Source organism: Aquitalea pelogenes (genome assembly GCF_001515305.1).
Classification (GTDB): domain Bacteria; phylum Pseudomonadota; class Gammaproteobacteria; order Burkholderiales; family Chromobacteriaceae; genus Aquitalea; species Aquitalea pelogenes.
Window position 1 is genome coordinate 53,843 of sequence record NZ_LNQV01000019.1, and the last position, 20,605, is coordinate 74,447.

14 protein-coding genes and 3 pseudogenes are annotated in these 20,605 nt (G+C 60.9%); 11 read left to right on the forward strand and 6 right to left on the reverse strand.

Annotated features, from left to right (window positions below; all coding sequences use genetic code 11):
- The first annotated feature begins 114 nt into the window (after positions 1 to 114).
- From AWT75_RS10180 to AWT75_RS10220, 10 genes and pseudogenes are all read left to right on the forward strand, one after another.
- The gene (locus AWT75_RS10180) at positions 115 to 519 is read left to right on the forward strand and encodes a MerR family transcriptional regulator (RefSeq protein ID WP_045847119.1); all 405 of its coding nucleotides are present in this window, start codon (positions 115 to 117) and stop codon (positions 517 to 519) included.
- A gap of 139 nt (positions 520 to 658) precedes the next feature.
- Positions 659 to 1,828 carry an isovaleryl-CoA dehydrogenase gene (locus AWT75_RS10185; RefSeq protein WP_062789075.1) on the forward strand — a complete coding sequence of 390 codons (1,170 nt, stop codon included), beginning with the start codon at positions 659 to 661 and terminating at the stop codon, positions 1,826 to 1,828.
- 168 nt (positions 1,829 to 1,996) lie between these two features.
- A pseudogene (locus AWT75_RS10190) lies at positions 1,997 to 3,594 on the forward strand (carboxyl transferase domain-containing protein).
- 9 nt (positions 3,595 to 3,603) lie between these two features.
- On the forward strand, positions 3,604 to 4,401 hold the full coding sequence (locus AWT75_RS10195; protein WP_062789076.1) for an enoyl-CoA hydratase/isomerase family protein: 798 nt from the start codon (positions 3,604 to 3,606) through the stop codon (positions 4,399 to 4,401).
- A 10-nt stretch (positions 4,402 to 4,411) separates the two neighbouring features.
- Complete coding sequence (locus AWT75_RS10200) at positions 4,412 to 6,379, forward strand: acetyl/propionyl/methylcrotonyl-CoA carboxylase subunit alpha (RefSeq protein ID WP_062789077.1); 1,968 nt, start codon at positions 4,412 to 4,414, stop codon at positions 6,377 to 6,379.
- An 18-nt stretch (positions 6,380 to 6,397) separates the two neighbouring features.
- On the forward strand, positions 6,398 to 7,162 hold the full coding sequence (locus tag AWT75_RS10205) for a hydroxymethylglutaryl-CoA lyase (RefSeq protein WP_275575734.1): 765 nt from the start codon (positions 6,398 to 6,400) through the stop codon (positions 7,160 to 7,162).
- Complete coding sequence (locus tag AWT75_RS23945) at positions 7,135 to 7,290, forward strand: hypothetical protein (RefSeq protein WP_275575735.1); 156 nt, start codon at positions 7,135 to 7,137, stop codon at positions 7,288 to 7,290. The genes AWT75_RS10205 and AWT75_RS23945 overlap by 28 nt, the downstream gene beginning before the upstream one ends.
- Positions 7,291 to 7,340: 50 nt before the next feature.
- A complete protein-coding gene (locus tag AWT75_RS10210) occupies positions 7,341 to 7,706 on the forward strand; it encodes an SH3 domain-containing protein (RefSeq protein WP_062789078.1) in 366 nt (121 codons plus the stop codon).
- Positions 7,707 to 7,781: 75 nt separating this feature from the next.
- A complete protein-coding gene (locus AWT75_RS10215) occupies positions 7,782 to 9,743 on the forward strand; it encodes an acetoacetate--CoA ligase (protein ID WP_062789079.1) in 1,962 nt (653 codons plus the stop codon).
- A gap of 106 nt (positions 9,744 to 9,849) precedes the next feature.
- A complete protein-coding gene (locus AWT75_RS10220; RefSeq protein WP_062789080.1) occupies positions 9,850 to 10,266 on the forward strand; it encodes a hemerythrin domain-containing protein in 417 nt (138 codons plus the stop codon).
- A gap of 59 nt (positions 10,267 to 10,325) precedes the next feature.
- Here the strand turns inward: AWT75_RS10220 and AWT75_RS10225 are convergent, their stop codons facing one another.
- The 6 genes and pseudogenes from AWT75_RS10225 to AWT75_RS23830 form a co-directional block, all read right to left on the reverse strand.
- Positions 10,326 to 11,981, reverse strand: coding sequence for an ArnT family glycosyltransferase (locus AWT75_RS10225; RefSeq protein WP_045847110.1), 1,656 nt, complete (start codon positions 11,979 to 11,981; stop codon positions 10,326 to 10,328).
- Positions 11,982 to 12,086: 105 nt separating this feature from the next.
- On the reverse strand, positions 12,087 to 12,302 hold the full coding sequence (gene rpmE, locus AWT75_RS10230; protein ID WP_045847109.1) for a 50S ribosomal protein L31: 216 nt from the start codon (positions 12,300 to 12,302) through the stop codon (positions 12,087 to 12,089).
- A 162-nt stretch (positions 12,303 to 12,464) separates the two neighbouring features.
- Positions 12,465 to 13,837: pseudogene (gene cysS, locus AWT75_RS10235) on the reverse strand (cysteine--tRNA ligase).
- 154 nt (positions 13,838 to 13,991) lie between these two features.
- Positions 13,992 to 15,209, reverse strand: a complete 1,218-nt coding sequence (locus AWT75_RS10240) for a 6-phosphofructokinase (RefSeq protein ID WP_062789081.1) — start codon at positions 15,207 to 15,209, stop codon at positions 13,992 to 13,994.
- A gap of 241 nt (positions 15,210 to 15,450) precedes the next feature.
- Positions 15,451 to 17,136: a glutamine--tRNA ligase/YqeY domain fusion protein gene (locus tag AWT75_RS10245; RefSeq protein WP_062789082.1), complete on the reverse strand. Its 1,686-nt coding sequence runs from the start codon at positions 17,134 to 17,136 to the stop codon at positions 15,451 to 15,453.
- Positions 17,137 to 17,278: 142 nt separating this feature from the next.
- A pseudogene (locus AWT75_RS23830) lies at positions 17,279 to 18,189 on the reverse strand (Kdo hydroxylase family protein).
- Positions 18,190 to 18,429: 240 nt separating this feature from the next.
- Here AWT75_RS23830 and AWT75_RS10255 point away from each other — a divergent pair.
- Positions 18,430 to 20,605 (forward strand): YgiQ family radical SAM protein (locus AWT75_RS10255; RefSeq protein WP_062789083.1); only part of this gene is annotated, 2,176 nt, incomplete at its 3' end.

The window sequence follows — 20,605 nt, forward strand, 5'->3', positions numbered from 1 at the left end:
ATTTTTCTGGCATTAATCCCACAAGTTGACGATTACGTAAACGTAATACGTCTATCATGATGAGAAGCCGTGGGAAAAACGCTACAATCCGTATAAATACTGAAAGCAGATACCATGACAGAACAGGAAGTCTTCACCATTTCGGATCTGGCGCGTGATTTTGACGTCACACTGCGCACCATCCGCTTTTACGAGGAACAAGGGCTGATCGAGCCGCAACGCGATGGCCGCCAGCGCGTATTCACCCGCCGCGACCGCGCCCGCCTGCGGCTTATCCTGCGTGGCAAGCGCATTGGCCTGTCCTTGTCGGAAATACGCGAAATCATTGATCTGTATGATCTGGCCCGCGATGAAGCCAGCCAGTCGCTCAAGCTGCTGCACTTGCTGGTGGCCCGGCGCGAACAGCTGGAAGAACAGCGGCGTGACATCGACGTGGTGCTGGCGGAAATCGATGCGCTGGAAAAACACTGCCGTGGCGTGATCGACCAGATGACCACCAAGGCCGACAACCCCGCCTGAACACCTGCCCTCGTGCAGGTTTTTTTACCACACCATATTGACGCTTACGTAAACGTAATTCAATATTCAAAGCAGTAAGGCAACCATCACAATAGCCTGTCAGGCACAGCCGCCACGACCGGCACCGAGGAGAAACACCATGTACAGCAGCCTGCGTTTTGACCACGGCGACACTTACGACATGTTGCGCCAGAGCGTGAAGGATTTTGCCGACGCCGAAATCGCCCCGCGCGCCGCCGACATCGACCGTGACAACCTCTTTCCGGCCGACCTGTGGCGCAAGTTTGGTGACCTGGGCTTGCTGGGCATCACCGCAGAAGAAGAATACGGTGGTGCCAATATGGGCTACCTGGCCCACATGATCGTGATGGAAGAAATCAGCCGTGCCTCGGCTTCAGTCGCCCTGTCCTACGGCGCCCATTCCAATCTGTGCGTCAACCAGATCCGCAAGAACGGCAGCACCGAACAGAAAGCCCGCTACCTGCCCAAGCTGATTTCCGGCGAACACGTGGGCGCGCTGGCCATGTCCGAACCCAATGCCGGTTCCGATGTGGTCAGCATGAAGCTGCGCGCCGATAAAAAAGGCGACCGTTATGTACTGAACGGCAGCAAGATGTGGATTACCAACGGCGGCGATGCCGACACCCTGGTGGTGTATGCCAAGACCGACGTCAACGCCGGGCCCAGGGGCATCACGGCTTTTATCGTGGAAAAGGGCTTTGCCGGTTTCTCGCATGGCAGCAAGCTGGACAAGCTGGGCATGCGCGGTTCCAACACCTACCCGCTATTCTTCGACAACTGTGAAATCCCGGCCGAAAACGTACTGGGCGGCGAAGGCAATGGCGTGAAAGTGCTGATGAGCGGGCTGGACTACGAACGCGCCGTGCTATCGGCAGGCCCGCTGGGCATCATGCAGGCCTGCATGGACATCGTCGTCCCCTATCTGAATGACCGCAAACAGTTTGGCCAGGCCATTGGCGACTTCCAGCTGATGCAGGGCAAGCTGGCCGACATGTACGTCAAGCTGTCTGCCAGCCGCGCCTATGTCTATGCCGTCGGCCAGGCGCTGGACCGGGGCGATACCGGCCGCCAGACGCGCAAGGACGCTGCCGGGGCCATTCTGTACGCCGCCGAAAACGCCACCCAGATGGCGCTGGATGCCATCCAGTGCCTGGGCGGCAACGGCTATATCAATGAATACGCCACCGGCCGCCTGCTGCGCGATGCCAAGTTGTATGAAATCGGCGCAGGCACCAGCGAAATCCGCCGCTGGCTGATTGGCCGCGAACTGATGGCCGAGACACGCTAAGAGCCGGATAAAACGCCTGATGCCGCGTTGCGCCGCCTGGCCGTACCCAATGTACTGTCTGCGGCGGCGCACCTTGCCTCAGCCGCGTTCTCCACGCGCTTCGTTTTGCCTTGCTTTACTTGGCTTTGAAAAAACCTGACGGATCGGCACAAAAACAAGAGGCTCTCCATGCCAGTCATCGAATCCAAACTCTCCCCCCGCGCGCCGGACTTCCAGGCCAATGCCGACAAGATGCGTGCGCTGGTGGATGACTTGAAACAGAAGGTCGCTCAGGCGGCGCTGGGCGGCGGCGACAAAGCCCGTGACAAACACACCGCGCGTGGCAAGCTGCTGCCGCGCGAGCGTATCAACCTCCTGCTGGACCCTGGTGCGCCCTTTCTGGAACTGTCCCAACTGGCGGCCTTTGGCATGTACAACGATGATGCGCCGGGTGCCAGCCTGATCAGCGGCATCGGCCGCATTGCCGGGGTGGACTGCCTGATCATCGCCAACGATGCCACGGTCAAGGGCGGTACTTATTACCCGATGACGGTGAAAAAGCATCTGCGCGCGCAGGAAATCGCCAGGGAAAACCGCCTGCCCTGCGTCTATCTGGTGGATTCCGGCGGGCCTTCTTGCCACTGCAGGACGAAGTGTTTCCGGACAAGGAACACTTTGGCCGCATTTTCTTCAACCAGGCCCAATTGTCTGCCGCCGGCATTCCGCAAATTGCGGTGGTGATGGGCAGCTGTACCGCTGGCGGTGCTTATGTACCGGCCATGTCGGACGAAACCGTCATCGTCAAGGAACAAGGCACCATCTTTCTGGGCGGCCCGCCGTTAGTGAAGGCCGCTACCGGCGAAGTCGTCACCGCAGAAGAACTGGGCGGTGGTGATGTACATGCGCGCATCTCCGGCGTGGCCGACCACCTGGCGCAGAACGACGCCCACGCGCTGGGCATTGCCCGCCGCATCGTGGCCGACCTCAACTGGCACAAACAAGGCGTGCTGGACCGCGCCGAACCTAAAGCACCACGCCATGCCGCCGAGGAAATCTACGGCGTGATTCCGGCTGACCCGAAAAAGCCGTTTGATGTGCGTGAAATCATCGCCCGACTGGTGGACGACTCCGACTTTGACGAATTCAAGCAGAACTACGGCACGACGCTGGTCACCGGTTTTGCCCGCCTCAATGGCTGGCGTGTTGGCATCATCGCCAATAACGGCATCCTGTTTTCCGAATCGGCCCTCAAGGGTGCGCACTTTGTCGAACTGTGCTGCCAGCGCGGCATTCCGCTGATCTTCCTGCAGAACATCACCGGCTTCATGGTGGGCAAGAAGTATGAAAACGGCGGCATCGCCAAGGATGGCGCCAAGCTGGTTACCGCCGTGGCCTGCGCCAGCGTGCCCAAGTTCACCGTGCTGATTGGCGGCAGCTTCGGGGCGGGTAACTACGGCATGTGTGGCCGCGCTTACAGCCCGCGCATGCTGTGGATGTGGCCCAACAGCCGCATTTCGGTGATGGGTGGCGAACAGGCCGCCGGGGTGCTGGCACAGGTAAAGAAAGAACAACTGGGCGAGGCCTTCACCGCCGAGCAGGAAGAAGCGCTGAAAGCACCGGTACGCGAACAATACGAACGTCAGGGCCACCCTTATTACGCCAGTGCACGGCTGTGGGACGACGGCATCATCGACCCGGCCCAGACCCGCGATGTACTGAGCCTGGCACTGGAAGCAGCCCTGTCCGCGCCCATCGAAAAGACACGCTTTGGCGTGTTCCGCATGTAAGGAAGCGCCATGAGCCAGTATCAGACTCTCGATATCCATCACAGCGGCAGCACCGCCACTGTCTGGATGAACCGCCCGGAACTGCACAATGCGCTGAACGAAATGCTGATTGCCGAGCTGACCGCCGCCTTCAAGGCACTGCAACTGGACGACAGCGTGCGCGTCATCGTGCTGGCCGGACATGGCAAAAGCTTTTCCGCCGGGGCTGACCTGGACTGGATGCGCCGTGCCGCCGGCTACAGCGAGGCAGAAAACCTGGCCGATGCCCAGCGCCTGGCCGCCATGCTCAAGGCCATTTACCGCAGCCAGAAGCCAGTAATCGCCCGCATCCACGGCCCGGCCATTGCCGGTGGCACCGGCCTGGCTACCGTATGTGACATTGCCATTGCCACCGACGCCGCCCGCTTCGGCCTGACCGAAGTGCGGCTGGGCCTGATTCCGGCCACCATCGGCCCTTATGTGGCCGATGCCATCGGCTGGCGGCAGGCGCGGCGCTACTTCCTGTCGGCCGAGCGCATTGACGCCGCCACCGCCGCCCGTATCGGCCTGGTGCATGAAGTTGTCGCCGCCGACATGCTGGACCAGCGCATCGCCGACATCGCCAGCGAACTGGCCAAAGGTGCACCACGCGCACTGGGGGCCGCCAAAGACCTGCTGGCCGAACTGCATGAAGGCTCACCGTGGGATGACGACCTGCTGGCCGATACCGCCAGCCGCATTGCCAGTACCCGCAGCGGACAGGAAGCCCGCGAAGGCCTGGCCGCCTTCTTCGACAAACGTCCGCCCGCCTGGCAACAAGAACAATAAGGACACTGCCATGTTCAAGAAAATCCTCATTGCCAACCGCGGGGAAATCGCCTGCCGGGTGATCAAGACCGCGCGCCAGCTGGGCATTGCCACTGTTGCCGTTTATTCCGACGCCGATGCCGATGCCCGCTTTGTCAGACTGGCCGATGAAGCCTGGCGACTGGGTCCGGCTCCGGCGGCGGAATCCTATCTCAAGGCCGGGCTGATTCTGGACATTGCCCGCCAGAGCGGTGCCGAGGCCATCCACCCCGGTTATGGTTTTTTGTCGGAAAACGCTGATTTTGCCGCCGCCTGCGCTGCCGCAGGTATCGCCTTTATCGGCCCTCCGGCCAGCGCCATTGCCGCCATGGGCAGTAAATCTGCCGCCAAGGCACTGATGGAACAGGCGGCCGTACCGCTGGTGCCCGGCTATCACGGCGAGCGCCAGGAGCCGGATTTCCTGCACCAGCAAGCCGACCGTATCGGCTATCCGGTACTGATCAAGGCCAGCGCCGGTGGTGGTGGCAAGGGCATGCGCATTGTCGAGCGCAGTGAGGATTTCGCCGCTGCGCTGGCCTCCTGCCAGCGCGAAGCAGCCGCCAGCTTTGGTGACGACAAGGTACTGGTGGAGAAATACCTGCCACGTTCGCGCCATGTGGAAATCCAGGTGTTTGCCGACAGCCTGGGCGGCTGTGTCTACCTGTTCGAGCGTGACTGCTCGGTGCAGCGCCGTCATCAGAAAGTACTGGAAGAAGCACCGGCACCGGATTTGCCGGTCAGCACCCGGCAGGCCATGGGCGAAGCCGCCTGCGCCGCTGCGCGTGCGGTGGGCTATGTCGGTGCGGGGACGGTGGAATTCATCATGGCGGTACAGGACGATGGCCGCCCCGGTGACTTTTACTTCATGGAAATGAACACCCGCCTGCAGGTGGAACACCCGGTGACCGAAATGATCACCCGGCAGGACTTGGTGGCCTGGCAGTTGCAAGTAGCCGCCGGTCAGCCGCTGCCGCTGCGGCAGGACGAGCTACAGATTCATGGCCACGCCATCGAGGCGCGTATTTATGCAGAAGACCCGGACAAGGGCTTCCTGCCCGCCACCGGCCAGCTGATTCACCTGGCTACCCCTGCCGAAAGCGCACAGGTACGCATCGATACCGGGGTGGAACAAGGCGACAGCATCAGCCCCTTCTACGACCCGATGATTGCCAAGCTGATTGTCTGGGGTGAAAACCGGGCTGCCGCCTTGCAACAGCTGGACGCGGCACTGGCGCAGTATCAGGTGGCCGGTGTCACCACCAATATCGCCTTCCTGCGCCGCATTGTGCAGCACCACAGCTTTGCCAGTGGTGCAGTGGATACCGGGCTCATCGCCCGCTATCAGGATGCCTTGCTGCCACCAGCCACTCCTGCCAGTAGTGCTCAGCTGGCTGTGCTGGCGCTGGTCCAGACGCTGGGCGCGCAGACGGACTTCCCGGTGCGCGCAGGCTGGCGACTGAATGGTCAGCTGGAAACCGTCCAGCAATTCATGCACGGCGACACCCTGCACAGTGTCAGCGTGCGCCATCTGGAGCACGGTTTTGCCGTGACGGTGGCAGGACAGACATATCAGGCCATGGCACGGCTGCAACACGGTGAATGGCATGTCACGCTGGACGGGCAACAACTGCGCGCCACCGTCATTAGCCAGCAGCAGCTGCGGGTGTTGTTCCTGCAAGGCGAACGGCTGGAAGCAAGCTGGGTGGACCCGTACGCCGCCAGCGCCGAAGAAGTGCATGGCGCCACCCACCTGAAAGCACCGATGCCTGGGCGGGTAGTGGCCTTGCTGGCCAGTAGCGGGCAGCAGGTGAGCAAGGGTGAGCCCCTGTTGATTCTGGAAGCCATGAAAATGGAGCACACCATCCATGCCCCAGCCGATGGCACGGTGAATGCCTTTTACTTTGGTGCTGGTGAACAGGTATGCGATGGCGACGAGTTGCTCGACTTCGACGCCGACTGATCCGGAGGACAACACGCTATGCCAACCGTAAAAATCGTCGAAGTCGGCCCGCGCGACGGGCTGCAGAACGAAAAGCAGCAGGTGGATACCGCCAGCAAGCTGGAACTGATTCGCCGCCTGGCTGAAAGCGGCCTCACCACCATCGAGGCCGGCGCTTTTGTCTCGCCCAAATGGGTGCCGCAAATGGCCGACAGTTTGCAAGTATTGCAGGCACTGGAGCTGTCCGGTGCGGTGAATTACCCGGTGCTGGTGCCCAACGACAAGGGCATGGAACAGGCACTGGCAGCTGGCGTGCGCGAGATTGCCGTGTTTGGTGCGGCCAGTGAAAGTTTCAGCCAGAAAAACATCAATGCCAGCATTGCCGAAAGCCTGGCCCGCTTTGACAGCGTGATGGCTACAGCACGGCGCGAGGGCATCCGCGTGCGCGGCTATGTGTCCTGCGTGGTGGATTGCCCCTACGAGGGCGCCATCGCCCCGGCCAAGGTGGCAGAAGTGGCTGCCCGTCTGCTGGACATGGGCTGCTACGAAATTTCGCTGGGCGACACCATAGGCACGGGCACGCCCAACCGGGTACTGGACATGCTGGAAGCAGTCAGCAAGCTTGTGCCAATTGCACAACTGGCAGGCCACTTCCACGATACCTACGGCATGGCCATCAGCAATATTCATGCTTCTTTTCAGGCTGGCATCAGAACATTCGATTCCTCGATTGCCGGGCTGGGCGGCTGCCCGTATGCTCGTGGGCATCCGGCAATGTGGCCACCGAAGACGTGGTGTACCTGATGCATGGCCTGGGCGTGGACTGTGGCATAGACTTGCCGACACTGGTGCAAACCGCCTGGTTTGCCGCCGGCCTGCTGGGCCGCGCCCCCACCTCGAAGGTGGCGCAGGCCATGGGCCTTAGTCACTGATACGTGGATGTCCAGCCCGCCACCCACATGAAAAACCGGAGTAAGAAATCATGGAAACCAAGAAGTATCTCGTTATCCAGGATCACACTACCGATTACCCTGAGCCCATTAGCTTTGCAAAAGGAGCTCTTCTTACCGTAGGTGAGAGATACGATGGCCCGGAGGGATGGGAAGACTGGCTTTTCTGTGAAACACCAGGACAAAAAGGCGGCTGGGTTCCAGCGCAGATCATTAAATTCGTTAAGGACAAGACTGCTATTTCCCTTGAAGACTACACGGCACGAGAATTGAATGCGCGCAAAGGCGAAGTTCTTATCGGAACAAAAACGATAAATGGCTGGGTATGGTGCAAGAGCAACGACAGCTTGGAGTCAGGATGGATTCCACTTGCGAATCTTCAAGAAACTTATCAATAACGGCTGGCCATGGGCTAAGGCTCATTCAAGCCGACGTGGCCTTCTGGCGCGAATTACTTTCAGATAAGGAATAACATGCAGCATTCCACCCTCCCCATCTGGCAACCATCCGCCGAACGTATTGCAGGCTCCCACCTGCATGCCTTTACCCGCCTGGCCGAAGCAGCCTATGACCGCCCGCTGCCCGACTACCAGACGCTGTGGCAAGCCAGCGTGGACGACCCAGGCCGCTTCTGGGCGCTGGTGTGGGATTACTGCGGGGTGCTGGGTGACAAGGGTGGGAGCGCGCTGGAGCAGGCGGACAATATGCTGGCTGCGCGCTTTTTCCCCGAAGCCCGCCTCAATTACGCAGAGAACCTGTTGCGTCACGATGGCGATGCCACCGCCCTGGTGTTCTGGGGGGAAGACAAGGTCAAGTCCCGCTACAGCTGGCAGCAGCTGCGCCAGCTGGTGTCCCGCTTGCAGCAAGCCATGCAGGCTGCCGGCATTGTGGCGGGCGACCGCGTAGCCGGTTTCCTGCCCAATATGCCGGAAACCGTGGCCGCCATGCTGGCTGCCACCAGCCTGGGTGCGGTATGGACCAGTTGTTCGCCCGACTTCGGCATCGACGGTGCCATCGACCGCTTCGGCCAGACCGAACCCAAGCTGCTGTTCTGCCCGGATGGCTACTGGTATGGCGGCAAGCAGATCGACATCCGCGACAAGATGCAGGCGCTGGCAGCCGGTCTGCCTTCGGTGCAGCAGTTCATTGCCGTCCCCTATCTGGGCGAAACCGCTGCCTTTGCCGCAAGCCTGCCGCGCACCATCACGCTGGACGATATCATTGCCCGCTTCGCTGCGCGTCCCTTGCAGTTTGTCCGGGTGGAATTCAACCATCCGCTGTTCATCCTGTACTCCAGCGGCACCACCGGCAAACCCAAGTGCATCGTGCATGGCACTGGCGGCACCTTGCTGCAGCACCTGAAGGAGCACCAGCTGCACGCCGACATTCACCATGGCGACCACCTGTTTTACTTCACCACCTGCGGCTGGATGATGTGGAACTGGCTGGTATCCGGTCTGGCCAGCGGCGCGGCGCTGATGCTGTATGACGGCTCGCCGTTTGCCAATCAGGGACACATCCTGTGGGAATATGCGCAGCAATGGCAATTCACCCAGTTTGGCACCTCGGCCAAGTACATCGACGGCCTGCGCAAGATCAACCTGGCTCCTGCCACGCAATACCGGCTGGATGCACTGCGCGCCATCTTCTCCACCGGCTCGCCACTGATGGCGGAAAGCTTTGACTGGGTATACGCCAACATCAAGCAGGACATCAATCTGGCCTCCATTTCCGGTGGCACTGACATCGTGTCCTGTTTTGCCCTGGGTTGTGCCAACCTGCCGGTATACCGTGGCGAGCTGCAATGCCGTGGCCTGGGTATGGCGGTGGACATCTTCAACAGTTACGGCAGGCCGGTGCGGCAGGAAAAGGGCGAACTGGTATGCACCCGCCCCTTCCCCTCCATGCCGGTGGGGTTCTGGCAGGACGAGCAAGGCAGCAAATACCGTCAGGCCTATTTTGGCCGCTTCGATAATGTGTGGTGCCACGGTGACTACGCCGAAATCACCGCCCACAACGGCATGGTGATTTATGGCCGTTCCGACGCGGTGCTCAACCCCGGTGGCGTGCGTATCGGTACCGCGGAAATCTACCGTCAGGTGGAAAGCTTCCCGGAAGTGGTGGAAAGCCTGGCCGTGGGCCAGCGCTGGCAGGACGACGAGCGCGTGGTATTGTTTGTCCGGCTGCAGCAGGGCCATGTGCTGGATGAGGCGCTGGTCAACCGGCTGCGCGAACAGATCAAGCGTGGTGCCAGCCCGCGCCATGTACCGGCGCGCATCATTGCCGTCACCGACATTCCACGCACCATCAGCGGCAAGATTGTCGAACTGGCGGTGAAAAACGTGATTCACGGCGAGCCGGTGAATAATCTCAGTGCACTGGCCAACCCGGAAGCACTGCAGCTGTTTGCCAATCTGCCGCAGTTGCAACACTAGCCGCTCAGGGCCTCCCGCCGGGAGGCCCGGCTGTCCTTGAGAGTGATCAAGGCATATCTTCTGCCACTGGCGCAGGCTGTCTGCCTGACCGTTAACAGCCACCATCATGAAACGCAGCGCAGCCCTTACCCCACTCTCGCACGACCATCACCATGCCCTGTCCCTGGCCATGCAAGCCGGCAAAGCGGCACGGCAGGATGATGCTGAAGCGTGGCAACGCGTCGCCCAGCGGCTGATCCAGCATTATCAGGACAGCTTGCAAGCCCATTTCGCCCAGGAAGAACGCCTCTTGTTACCTGCGCTGTCACAAGCCGGCCAGCAGGCTGCGGTTGAGCGCACGCTGGCAGATCACGCCCATTTGCATGCCCTGCTGCAACATCCGCAACTGGCCTCGCCAGCCATGCTGCAAGCCTTTGCCGATGCCATGACTGCCCATGTCCGCTTTGAAGAGCGCGAACTGTTTGCGCTGGCGGAAAGCCTGCCGGCAGTGATGGCTGCCCTGAATCAGCACGGGCAGGACTAAAAGCAGACAGGCCGCATGTGCTGCGGCCTGTTGTCATCTTGATGAATCCTGCTGCACGGCTAGTGCGGTGAGCGCTTGAACAGGCCGAACAGCTCGTACTTCTCACGCGGTCGCGATCCCTGCCACAACAAGCTCCAGCCCGGCTCGGCCAGACCCTCGGTACGTGAACGCATCAACAAGCGGTAGTCGCAGGGGCTGCTTTCGCCAGCCGGATAAGCCACCAGATCTATCCCGCCATAATAGTGCCAGCTGATGCGCGCCATCATGTTCTCGCGCTCGGTGGCAATGCAGCTGCTGCCATTCAATACTGCCGGTGGCACGTTGCGGAGCATGCTTGCCACCACCGGACGATAGCTCTTTGCCGCATCCAGCCACGGCAGCCACAGGCTCAGCGCCAATCCCCAGCACAAGGTAAGCCCGGCAGCCCAGTTGGTAATGGCTTGCCGACCACGCACATGGCTGCGGGTGACCGCCCATATCCAGGTGATGGTGGCCAGAATGGCAAAGATGGCGGCCAGCAGCGAAACATGCGGCACATAGTAAGGACTGAAGTACTGTGCCCGGCCTGCCAGCCGTTCTGGCCAGCCATAGTTCATCGCCGCCCAGCCCGCCCAGATCAGCAGGCCGAACACCCCGAACGCCATCAGGCCGAACCAGTTGAGAAAGGCAGCAGCGCCACGCCGCAGATTATCCAGCTCCACCGCAGCGAGCAGGGACAGCGGCAACAGCAGCGGCATGGCGTAATCCATGCTCTTGCGCACCGACAGCGTCAGCATGATCAGCACCACGGCAAAGAACATCAGCGGCAGCTGCAACATGGGCTGTTCGTACTTGCGGTTGCGGTACAGCGTCCAGGCGGCAAGCGGCCAGGCCGGCCAGGCAAACCAGATGGTATTGAAGGTGTAGTAGCCAAAACCGTGAAACAGCCCTACCTTGCCAAAGCCATCCAGCGGGCCCAGCGCATGGTGTTCCCACCACAGGCGGAACAGCGCCGGATAGCTGCGGGACAGCTCCAGCGGCCAGATCAGCGCCACAGGCACAGCCACCAGCAAGGCCATCAGCACGGTGATGACATAGCGCTTGTTGCGCCAGGCGGCAAAGGCCGGCAGGAACAGCACGACAGCCCACACCAGCATCACTTCCAGCAGGCTGGCACTCAGGAACAGGGCGGCGCTACCTGCCCCCAGAATGGCACCGGCCAGTCCGGGAGAGCGCAAGGTGAGCGACAGGGCATAAAAGGCGGCGGCAAAACCGGTAAAGCTGGCGACCATCGGCGTCATCTGGTGGCCGGTGACAATCAGTCCCAGGCAGCCAATCAAAATCATCACCACGCTGCGTCCGTGACGGCGGCCGATCAGGTCACGCCCGGTCATGCCCGCCAGGGTGAGTCCCAGGGTCATGAACAGCGGCGTTGCCAGCCGCGCGGCATCATGGGCAGGGAGCAGCCAGGGGGAAAACAGCTTGGCAAGTACCGTGGCCACCCAGTAATACAGCGGTGGGGATTCCAGATAGGGTACGCCCTGGATGGTGGGCAGCAGCCAGTTGCCGCTGCGCAGCATGCCATCCACCACGGCCATCACATAGGGTTCGTCAGGCTTCCACGGGTCGTGACCGATGATGCCCGGCCACAGCCAGACAAAACACAGCAGCAACAAGACCCAGGGCTTTTCGGTGGGAACGGGAACGGTGGCGTTTTGCGGGGAGTACGTCAGCATCGAGGCGCGCGCCAGTTGGAATAAAGCATTATTTTAATGTGCAAGCACACGCAGCGGAAATGAAAAAAGGCAGCCTGGGCTGCCTTTTTTCCAAAGCTTACAAGCTTAGCGCTTGAAGAAGCCACCGAACTTCTGGTTGAACTTGTCGATACGGCCGGCGGTATCAACAATCTTCTGCTTGCCAGTGTAGAACGGGTGGCAGCTGGAGCACACTTCAATGTGGAAGGCGTCCTTGCCCATGGTGGACTGGGTGGTGAAGGTGTTACCGCAGGAGCAGGTAACCGCAACTTCTTTGTAATTCGGGTGGATATCAGCGCGCATGATGAGCTTCCTTGGTTACGGGTACAGGGGTTTTGCCTGTACTACTTGGTGAAGGGGTGCATTATCCGCGCTTTATCAGCACTTGACAAGTCGCCCGAAACGAAAACGGCGACAGCCCTTATCAGACTGCCGCCCTGGACTTACCCGGCCAGCAATGCAGGCTCAGGCACGACGCCAGCTGGTGCCCTGCGCATTGTCTTCCAGCACCACACCCTTGGCGATCAGCTCGTCACGGATACGGTCGGACTCGGCCCAGTTCTTGTTGGCACGCGCATCACGACGCGCCTGGATCAGGGCTTCGATCTGCTCGGCAGTCAATTCACCGTCACCCGCACCAGCCTTGAGGAATTCCTCCGGCTCACGTTGCAGCAGGCCCAGCACGCCGCCCAGGTCCTTCATCAGGCGGGCCAGTTGCACATCGCGGCTCTTGTTGACTTCACCAGCCAGCTCGAACAGCACGGCAACAGCTTCGGAGGAGCTGAAGTCGTCATCCATCGCTGCCTTGAAGCGCGCAGCGTAGGGGTTGCTCCAGTCAATGCCCGTGCTTTCCGGCAGCGCCAGACCGCGCAAGGCGGTGTAGAGACGAGTCAGGCCCTGCTTGGCATCGTTGAGGATGCTGTCGGTGTAGTTGACCGGGCTGCGGTAGTGGCTGCGCACAATGAAGAAGCGCACCACTTCGCCGTCGAAATGCTGCAGCACGTCGCGGATGGTGAAGAAATTGCCCAGCGATTTGGACATCTTTTCGCCATCGACATTGATGAAGCCGTTGTGCAGCCAGTAATTCACATACTGATGGCCATGCGCGCCTTCGGACTGGGCGATTTCGTTTTCATGGTGCGGGAATTGCAGGTCTTCACCACCGCCGTGGATGTCGAAGTGCTCGCCCAGATGGTGGCAGCTCATCACCGAGCATTCGATATGCCAGCCCGGACGGCCTGCACCCCACGGGCTGTCCCAGGACGGCTCGCCCGGTTTGGCGGCCTTCCACAGCACGAAGTCCAGCGGGTCGCGCTTGTTGGGGTCGATTTCCACGCGCTCACCGGCGCGCAGCTTGTCCAGCGTACGGCCGGACAGCTTGCCGTAGCCTTCAAACTCGCGCACCGCGTAATACACATCGCCATTGGGGGCCGGGTAGGCCTTGCCATTGGCAATCAGCTGTTCGATCAGCGCAATCATGCCGCCCACATGATGGGTGCGCGCGGTTCGTGGGTCGGCGGCAGCAGGTTCAGCGCGGCGGCATCCTGATGCATGTCGGCGATGGTTTCCGCCACCAGCTGGTCCGGGGTAATGCCGCGCTCCAGCGCCCGCTTGATGATCTTGTCTTCGATGTCGGTGATGTTCCGCACGTAGTTGACATCGTAGCCGGAGGCCTTGAGCCAGCGGTAGATCACGTCAAAGGCAGCCAGCATGCGGGCATGGCCGATATGGCAGAGGTCATACACCGTCATGCCACACACATACATACGCACCTTGCCCGGTTCGATGGGATGGAACTCTTCTTTCTGGCGAGTCAGGGTGTTGTACACGTTCAGCATGATCTAGATAACCTGTGCTTGGGTAAAAGGGGAAATTGTAGCAGAGTCGTCAAGCCCCCGCGAAGCGCCTGCACACTGCCCGTCCTGCTGCGCGGAAAATGAAAAACCGGGCCAGTGCCCGGTCCCGAGTGACATCTGCTGCCAGTAAATGGGGTCACACCGGCGGCCATTCAATACGGCGGTAGTCCGGCACGCCCTGACGGAAGGGTGGCATGCGCTCCCCTTCCATCAGCGGCAGCAGGTAATCCAGAAAAGCCTGGGTCACGCCATAGCCATCGGCAGAGATGAAGTGCGACGGGAAAGCCTTTTCCAGATCCCCCACATCAGAGAGCGGAAACTCCGCCACTTCCCAGCGGTATGGGTGATCGGACAGGCGGCGGATGCCCGCCATCACGCCGCTGCGGCCGGCCTGCAACCATTCCACGCCCTTCTGCCCCATCTGGTAAGCCTGGGCGGCATCGGTGGCCGACACCAGATGCCCGGCTGCGCGTTGCAGATAATCCACCTGCGCCACATGGGCGGACAGGCCGCGCTCGCGCTTGAGCAGCGCCGCCAGCCAGCTCCCCACCCCGCCCAGTTGCTCGTGCCCATACACGGCCGAGGCATTGGCCTCGGTGACAAAGCGCCCGGCGGCATCCACCAGGCCTTCTGCCACCGAGATGGCGCACTGGCCATGCGCCGCCAGACTGGCATCAACCGCAGCCAGAAACTTGTCCTGATCAAACGGCACTTCCGGCAGCAACACGATATGCGGTGCCTGCCCGCCGTGAATGCGCGCCGCAGCAGGTGCCGCCGCCAGCCAGCCGGTATGGCGGCCCATCGCCTCCATGATGAATACCCGGCCACGGCCCATGCTGATCATGTCCATGCCTACTTCCAGCATGGTGCTGGCCAGAAACTTGGCCGCCGAGCCATAGCCGGGGCTGTTGTCGGTGCCGACCAGATCGTTGTCTATGGTTTTGGGCACACCGATGACATGCAGCGCATGACCGGTATGGCGCTGGAAATCCGCCAGCCGGGCGGCACAGCCCAGCGAGCCGTTGCCGCCATTGATCAGCAAATAATGAATGCCGTGACGCGCCAGCACCGCTTTCATGCGCAGCCAGTCCTCAGGACATTCGTCGAAACGGCCTATCATGCGGCGACTGACGCCAAAATGCCCGCCAGGCAGAAAACCCAGCCGGGCGATATCGTGATCGGACACGCCATCGGTATTCACCAGCCGGTCTTCCAGCAGGCCTGCCAGACCATCGCGGGCGGCATACACCGAGATGCCCAGCTTGCGGGCGGTTTCGATCACCCCTTGCGCCGAGGCATTGAGAACGGCGGTGGGGCCGCCGGATTGCAGATACAGCAGGCGAGGCTGGTTCATCACACTTCTCCGCAAAGCAAGACTGAATGGTTTTGATGCTAGGCAGGACAGGTGTAGCAGGCAAATTACATCACGCCAAAGTCGACGCGCATCAAATGCTGCGCTGGCGAAGCTTGTCAGTGCCCGGCTAACGGTGTACCCGATCAACAGACATGAAAAAAGCGGGCCAGCAGGCCCGCTTGAGAGAGATTCAGCACCAAGTCGGGTAAGTAAGTGCTTACTTACCCGTTGGGACAAAAAATCACTTGCTCCAGTTATCGCGCAATCCCACAGTCCGGTTGAACACCGCACGCACACCTTGCTGATGGTCGTAACGGTCGGTGACAAAGTAGCCCAGGCGCTCAAACTGGAAGCGCGATTCCGGCGCTGCCTTCAGCACGGCGTCTTCCACATAGGCGGTGACGGTTTTCAGCGATTCCGGGTTGAGGAACTGGCGGAAGTCGACATATTCGCCATCGTCGCCACGCACCGCATCCGGACGCGGCTCGGTGAACAGGCGGTCGTACAGACGCACGTCGGCTTCAATCGCGTGCTCGGCCGATACCCAGTGAATCACACCCTTGACCTTGCGGCCTTCCGGGTTCTTGCCCAAGGTGTCGTGGTCGATGGAGCACTTCAGTTCCACCACCTTGCCGTCGGCATCCTTGATCACTTCATCGCACTTGATGACATAGCTGTAGCGCAGGCGAACTTCACCACCGGCGGTCAGGCGCTGCCACTTGGGCGGCGGCACTTCGGCAAAATCGTCACGCTCGATCCAGATTTCACGGGCGATCGGCACTTCGCGCTCGCCGAATTCCGGGTGATGCGGATGGAAAGGCGCGCTGCGACTGGCGGTGACGGCGGCATCGAAGTTGGTGAGGGTCACCTTGATCGGGTCCAGCACGGCCATCACACGCGGCGATTCGTTTTCCAGCATCTCGCGCACAGCGCCTTCCAGCACGCTCATGTCGATGATGTTTTCACCCTTGGACACGCCAATGCGCTGGGCGAACAGGCGAATGCCCGCCGGGCTGAAACCGCGACGACGCATGCCTTCGATGGTGGGCATGCGCGGGTCGTTCCAGCCATCCACCAGGCCGTCGGTCACCAGTGCCTGCAGCTTGCGCTTGGAAGTAAGCGCGTACAGCAGTTCCAGACGGGAGAATTCGTACTGGCGCGGGTGGCAAGGAATGGTGATGTTGTCCAGCACCCAGTCGTACAGCGGGCGATGGTCTTCGAACTCCAGCGTGCACAGGCTGTGGGTGATGCCTTCCAGCGCATCGGAGATGCAGTGGGTGTAGTCGTACATCGGGTAGATGCACCACTTGTCGCCGGTACGGTGGTGATGTGCGCGGCGGATGCGGTAGATCACCGGGTCGCGCAGGTTCACGTTGCCGGAAGCCATGTCGATTTTCAGGCGCAGGGTCTTGCTGCCGTCCGGGAATTCGCCGTTACGCATGCGGGTGAACAGGTCGAGGTTCTCTTCCACGCTACGGTCGCGGAAAGGGCTGTTCTTGCCCGGCTCGGTCAGGCTGCCGCGATAGGCGCGCATTTCTTCGGCGTTCAGGTCGCAGACAAAGGCCTTGCCCGACTTGATCAGCTCGACGGCATAGTCATACAGCGCATCGAAGTAATCCGAGGCGAAACGGACATTGCCATCCCACTTGAAGCCCAGCCATTCCACGCTGTCCTTGATGGACTGCACGAATTCGTCCGACTCTTTTTCCGGGTTGGTGTCATCCATGCGCAGATTGCATTTGCCCTGGTAATCCTCGGCCAGACCGAAGTTCAGGCAGATGGATTTGGCGTGGCCCACGTGCAGGTAGCCATTGGGCTCCGGCGGGAAGCGGGTGACGATGGAACTGTGCTTGCCGGAAGCCAGATCCTCGTCAATGATGTTGCGAATGAAGTTGCTGACTACTGGCGCGTTGTTTTCCGTGCTCATGATTCTGGCTGCAGACTGATTGAAAGCAATCGGTGATTGTAACCGATTTGCCCTTGCTGGGGAGAGGTAGTCCCGGCATGGCCGGTTTTGCCGGGGAAATACAAGCTGGCCGGTACTTTGCCCGGCCAGCCGCCCGCTTGGTTTACAGCAGCTTGCGCCCGGTGATGGCCTGCAATTCGGCCAGTGGCGAGCGTGCCGGGTTGGCCATGTCCTGCGCGGCCAGCCAGAAAGTCTGCTCCAGCATGAACTGGCCGGACATCACCGCATGCGAGGCATGGTCGGAGAAACACACCCAGCCGCAGCCGGGCGGGAACGGCATGGTTTCCTGCGGGCAGGTGCGCTGGTAATCCATGTCCGCCTTCATGGCATCGTGCAGATGCAGCATCAGGTGGTCGTAAGCGCTGCGTTTGCGCTTGGTGATTTTCAGCGCAGCCATCAGTGCGGCCGAACCCGGCCATTGATAAGGCACCCGTGGCAGCATGCGCCGCGCCATGTCGGCAAACGGCTCGCCCACCCGCCACACGCGTGGCTCGCCATTGGGGTTGGCATTGTAGAACACGCGCAGGATGCGCTCGCCGTAAGTGGGGCGGACGGGAAGGCATCCACGTGCAGGCGGCTGTCGTCCTTGCGCCAGGACGTCTGGCGATTTTCCACCCGCATCAGGCGCAGGCTGGTGGGTGCAGCGCGCAGCTTGCCACGGTATTCCGGCAGCAACTGGTTGACCAGGGCAAAGGCGCTGTCGCGATAGCGGGCAATCAAGGCGCGCACTGCGGCTTCGTTGGCCGGGTCGGCCACACCATGCAACTTGCCACCATCTTGCGGCTCCAGGCTGATGTTCTTGCGTTTAGGGTCGGCAATGGCCGGGTTCAGCAAGGCCAGTTCGGCAGGCTGGATGGCAAAGTCCAGCTGCGGCAGAAACAGTACCTTGCCGCTTTCCAGCTCAGCTACTTGGGATTCAGACGTTTTTCCGTCCAGATGGATGATCTGACTGCTCATGCGCAATGTTTCCTGTGCTGTATGTGGCTGATGTGAAGCAATACAACACATCAGCATGACAAACCAAGACAATCCGCAAGCCTACGCCAAACTGCGGCCAAGGTCACACGCAGACAGCGCTTGCAGGGCGGTAAAACCGCCAAACAACTGATTTCAACGGAAAATATTGTCCTCAACCCCTACTCCCAGCATGGCAATTCGCCATTAAAAACAACAATTTATGCTGATAAAAATCCGAAAGTACGGCATAATGCCCGGTTGCTTATCCACCTGCGCCACCAGCCGCTTTCATTCAGCATGACGACACAGCCAGCCGCCGCCAAACCGATTACCTCTTACCGCAAGTACTGGGCCAGCCGCTTCGGCACTGCCCCTTTCCTGCCGATGAGCCGCGCCGAAATGGACCAGCTGGGCTGGGATTCCTGTGACATCATCCTGATTTCCGGCGATTGCTATATCGACCATCCCAGTTTCGGCATGGCGCTGGTGGGCCGTTTGCTGGAAGCCCAGGGCTTCCGTGTCGGCATCATCGCGCAGCCGGACTGGCAGTCGGCCGAGCCCTTCCGCGCGCTGGGCAAGCCGAACCTGTTTTTTGGCGTCACCGCCGGCAATATGGACTCGATGATCAACCGTTACACGGCGGACCGTCGCCCGCGCTCGGATGATGCCTACACCCCCAATGCCGAACCGAACAAGCGCCCGGACCGTGCCGTCACCGTGTATGCCCAGCGTTGCCGCGAAGCCTATCCCGGCGTGGGGGTGATGATCGGCTCCATCGAAGCCAGCCTGCGCCGCATCGCCCACTTCGACTACTGGAGCGACAAGGTACGCCAGTCGGTGCTGATTACCTCCAAGGCCGATATCCTGCTGTATGGCAATGCCGAACGCGCATTGGTGGAAATCGCCCATCGTGCTGCCAAGGGTGAAAAACTCAGTGAAATCCGCGACGTCCGCGGTACCGCCTTCGTGGTGCAGCAAGGCTGGCGTCCGGATGAGGAATGGCAGGAGATGGATTCCAGCGTGGTGGACACCCCCGGCAAGGTGGATCCGCACCTGAATCCGTATCAGGAACTGCCGAAACAAGCAGCAGAAGCCACCAAGGGCAGCGACCCGACTGCACCGCAGGTGATCCGCATCGAATCGCGCGAAGAACGCCTGGCCAAACGCCGCGCCGAACGTGCCAAAACCGTCATCCGCATTCCGGCCTACGAAGCCGTGGCGCACGACCCGGTGCTGTATGCACACGCCAGTCGCACCCTGCATCTGGAATCCAACCCCGGCAATGCCCGCGCACTGGTGCAGCTGCACGGCAGCCGCGATGTATGGCTGAACCCGCCGCCCATTCCGCTGACTACCGAGGAAATGGACTTCGTCTACGGCCTGCCCTACGCCCGCAATCCGCACCCGTCCTATGGCAATGCGCACATTCCGGCGTGGGAGATGATCAAGTACTCGGTCAACATCATGCGCGGCTGTTTTGGCGGCTGTACCTTCTGCTCCATCACCGAGCACGAAGGCCGCATCATCCAGAGCCGTTCGGAAGAATCCATCCTGCACGAGATCGAGGAAATCCGCGACAAGACGCCGGGCTTCACCGGCCACATCTCCGATCTGGGCGGCCCGACCGCCAATATGTACCGCCTGTCGTGCAAGGACCCGAACATCGAGCGTTCCTGTCGCAAGCTGTCCTGTGTGTTCCCGGACATCTGCGAGAACCTGAATACCGACCACAGCCATCTGATCCAGCTGTACCGCAAGGCGCGTGCCTTGCCGGGAGTGAAGAAGATCAACATCCAGTCCGGCCTGCGTTACGACCTGGCGGTGCGCTCGCCCGAATACATCAAGGAACTGGTGCAGCACCATGTGGGCGGCTACCTGAAAATTGCCCCGGAACACACCGAAGACGGCCCGCTGTCCAAGATGATGAAGCCGGGCATGGGCGCCTACGACAAGTTCAAGGAGCTGTTCGAACGCTTCAGCCGCCAGGCGGGCAAGGAACAATACCTGATTCCCTACTTCATCGCCGCCCACCCCGGCACCAGCGATGAGGACATGATGAATCTGGCGCTGTGGCTGAAGAAGAACAACTTCCGTCTGGATCAGGTGCAAACCTTTACCCCGACGCCCATGGCCATGGCCACCACCATGTGGCATACCCGTCGCAATCCGCTCAAGCGCCTGTCGCGCAGCTCGGAAAAAGTGGATGTGGTGCGCGATGGTTATCGCCGCAAGCTGCACAAGGCCTTCCTCCGCTATCACCACCCGGACAACTGGCAGATCATTCACGATGCGCTGATCAATATGGGCCGCAGCGACCTGATCGGCCACAGCAAGCACTGCCTGATTCCGCCTACCCCGCCGGGTGACAAATCCGCTGCGGTGCGTCACCGTCTGGGCGCACCGGCGGCACGTCAGGGCAATGGCAAGCCCGGCCAGCCGCGTCCGGGTCAGGGCAAGGCCACGGCAGCGCAAG

Bases quoted from the DNA above. Each gene is read 5' to 3' on its own strand.
- AWT75_RS10205 (WP_275575734.1), top strand. From the start codon at position 6,398: ATGCCAACCGTAAAAATCGTCGAAGTCGGCCCGCGCGACGGGCTGCAG.
- AWT75_RS10240 (WP_062789081.1), bottom strand. From the start codon at position 15,209: ATGAACCAGCCTCGCCTGCTGTATCTGCAATCCGGCGGCCCCACCGCC.
- AWT75_RS10245 (WP_062789082.1), bottom strand. From the start codon at position 17,136: ATGAGCACGGAAAACAACGCGCCAGTAGTCAGCAACTTCATTCGCAAC.
- AWT75_RS10185 (WP_062789075.1), top strand. From the start codon at position 659: ATGTACAGCAGCCTGCGTTTTGACCACGGCGACACTTACGACATGTTG.
- AWT75_RS10210 (WP_062789078.1), top strand. From the start codon at position 7,341: ATGGAAACCAAGAAGTATCTCGTTATCCAGGATCACACTACCGATTAC.
- AWT75_RS10200 (WP_062789077.1), top strand. From the start codon at position 4,412: ATGTTCAAGAAAATCCTCATTGCCAACCGCGGGGAAATCGCCTGCCGG.
- AWT75_RS10195 (WP_062789076.1), top strand. From the start codon at position 3,604: ATGAGCCAGTATCAGACTCTCGATATCCATCACAGCGGCAGCACCGCC.
- AWT75_RS10225 (WP_045847110.1), bottom strand. From the start codon at position 11,981: ATGCTGACGTACTCCCCGCAAAACGCCACCGTTCCCGTTCCCACCGAA.
- AWT75_RS10215 (WP_062789079.1), top strand. From the start codon at position 7,782: ATGCAGCATTCCACCCTCCCCATCTGGCAACCATCCGCCGAACGTATT.
- AWT75_RS10180 (WP_045847119.1), top strand. From the start codon at position 115: ATGACAGAACAGGAAGTCTTCACCATTTCGGATCTGGCGCGTGATTTT.
- AWT75_RS10220 (WP_062789080.1), top strand. From the start codon at position 9,850: ATGAAACGCAGCGCAGCCCTTACCCCACTCTCGCACGACCATCACCAT.
- rpmE (WP_045847109.1), bottom strand. From the start codon at position 12,302: ATGCGCGCTGATATCCACCCGAATTACAAAGAAGTTGCGGTTACCTGC.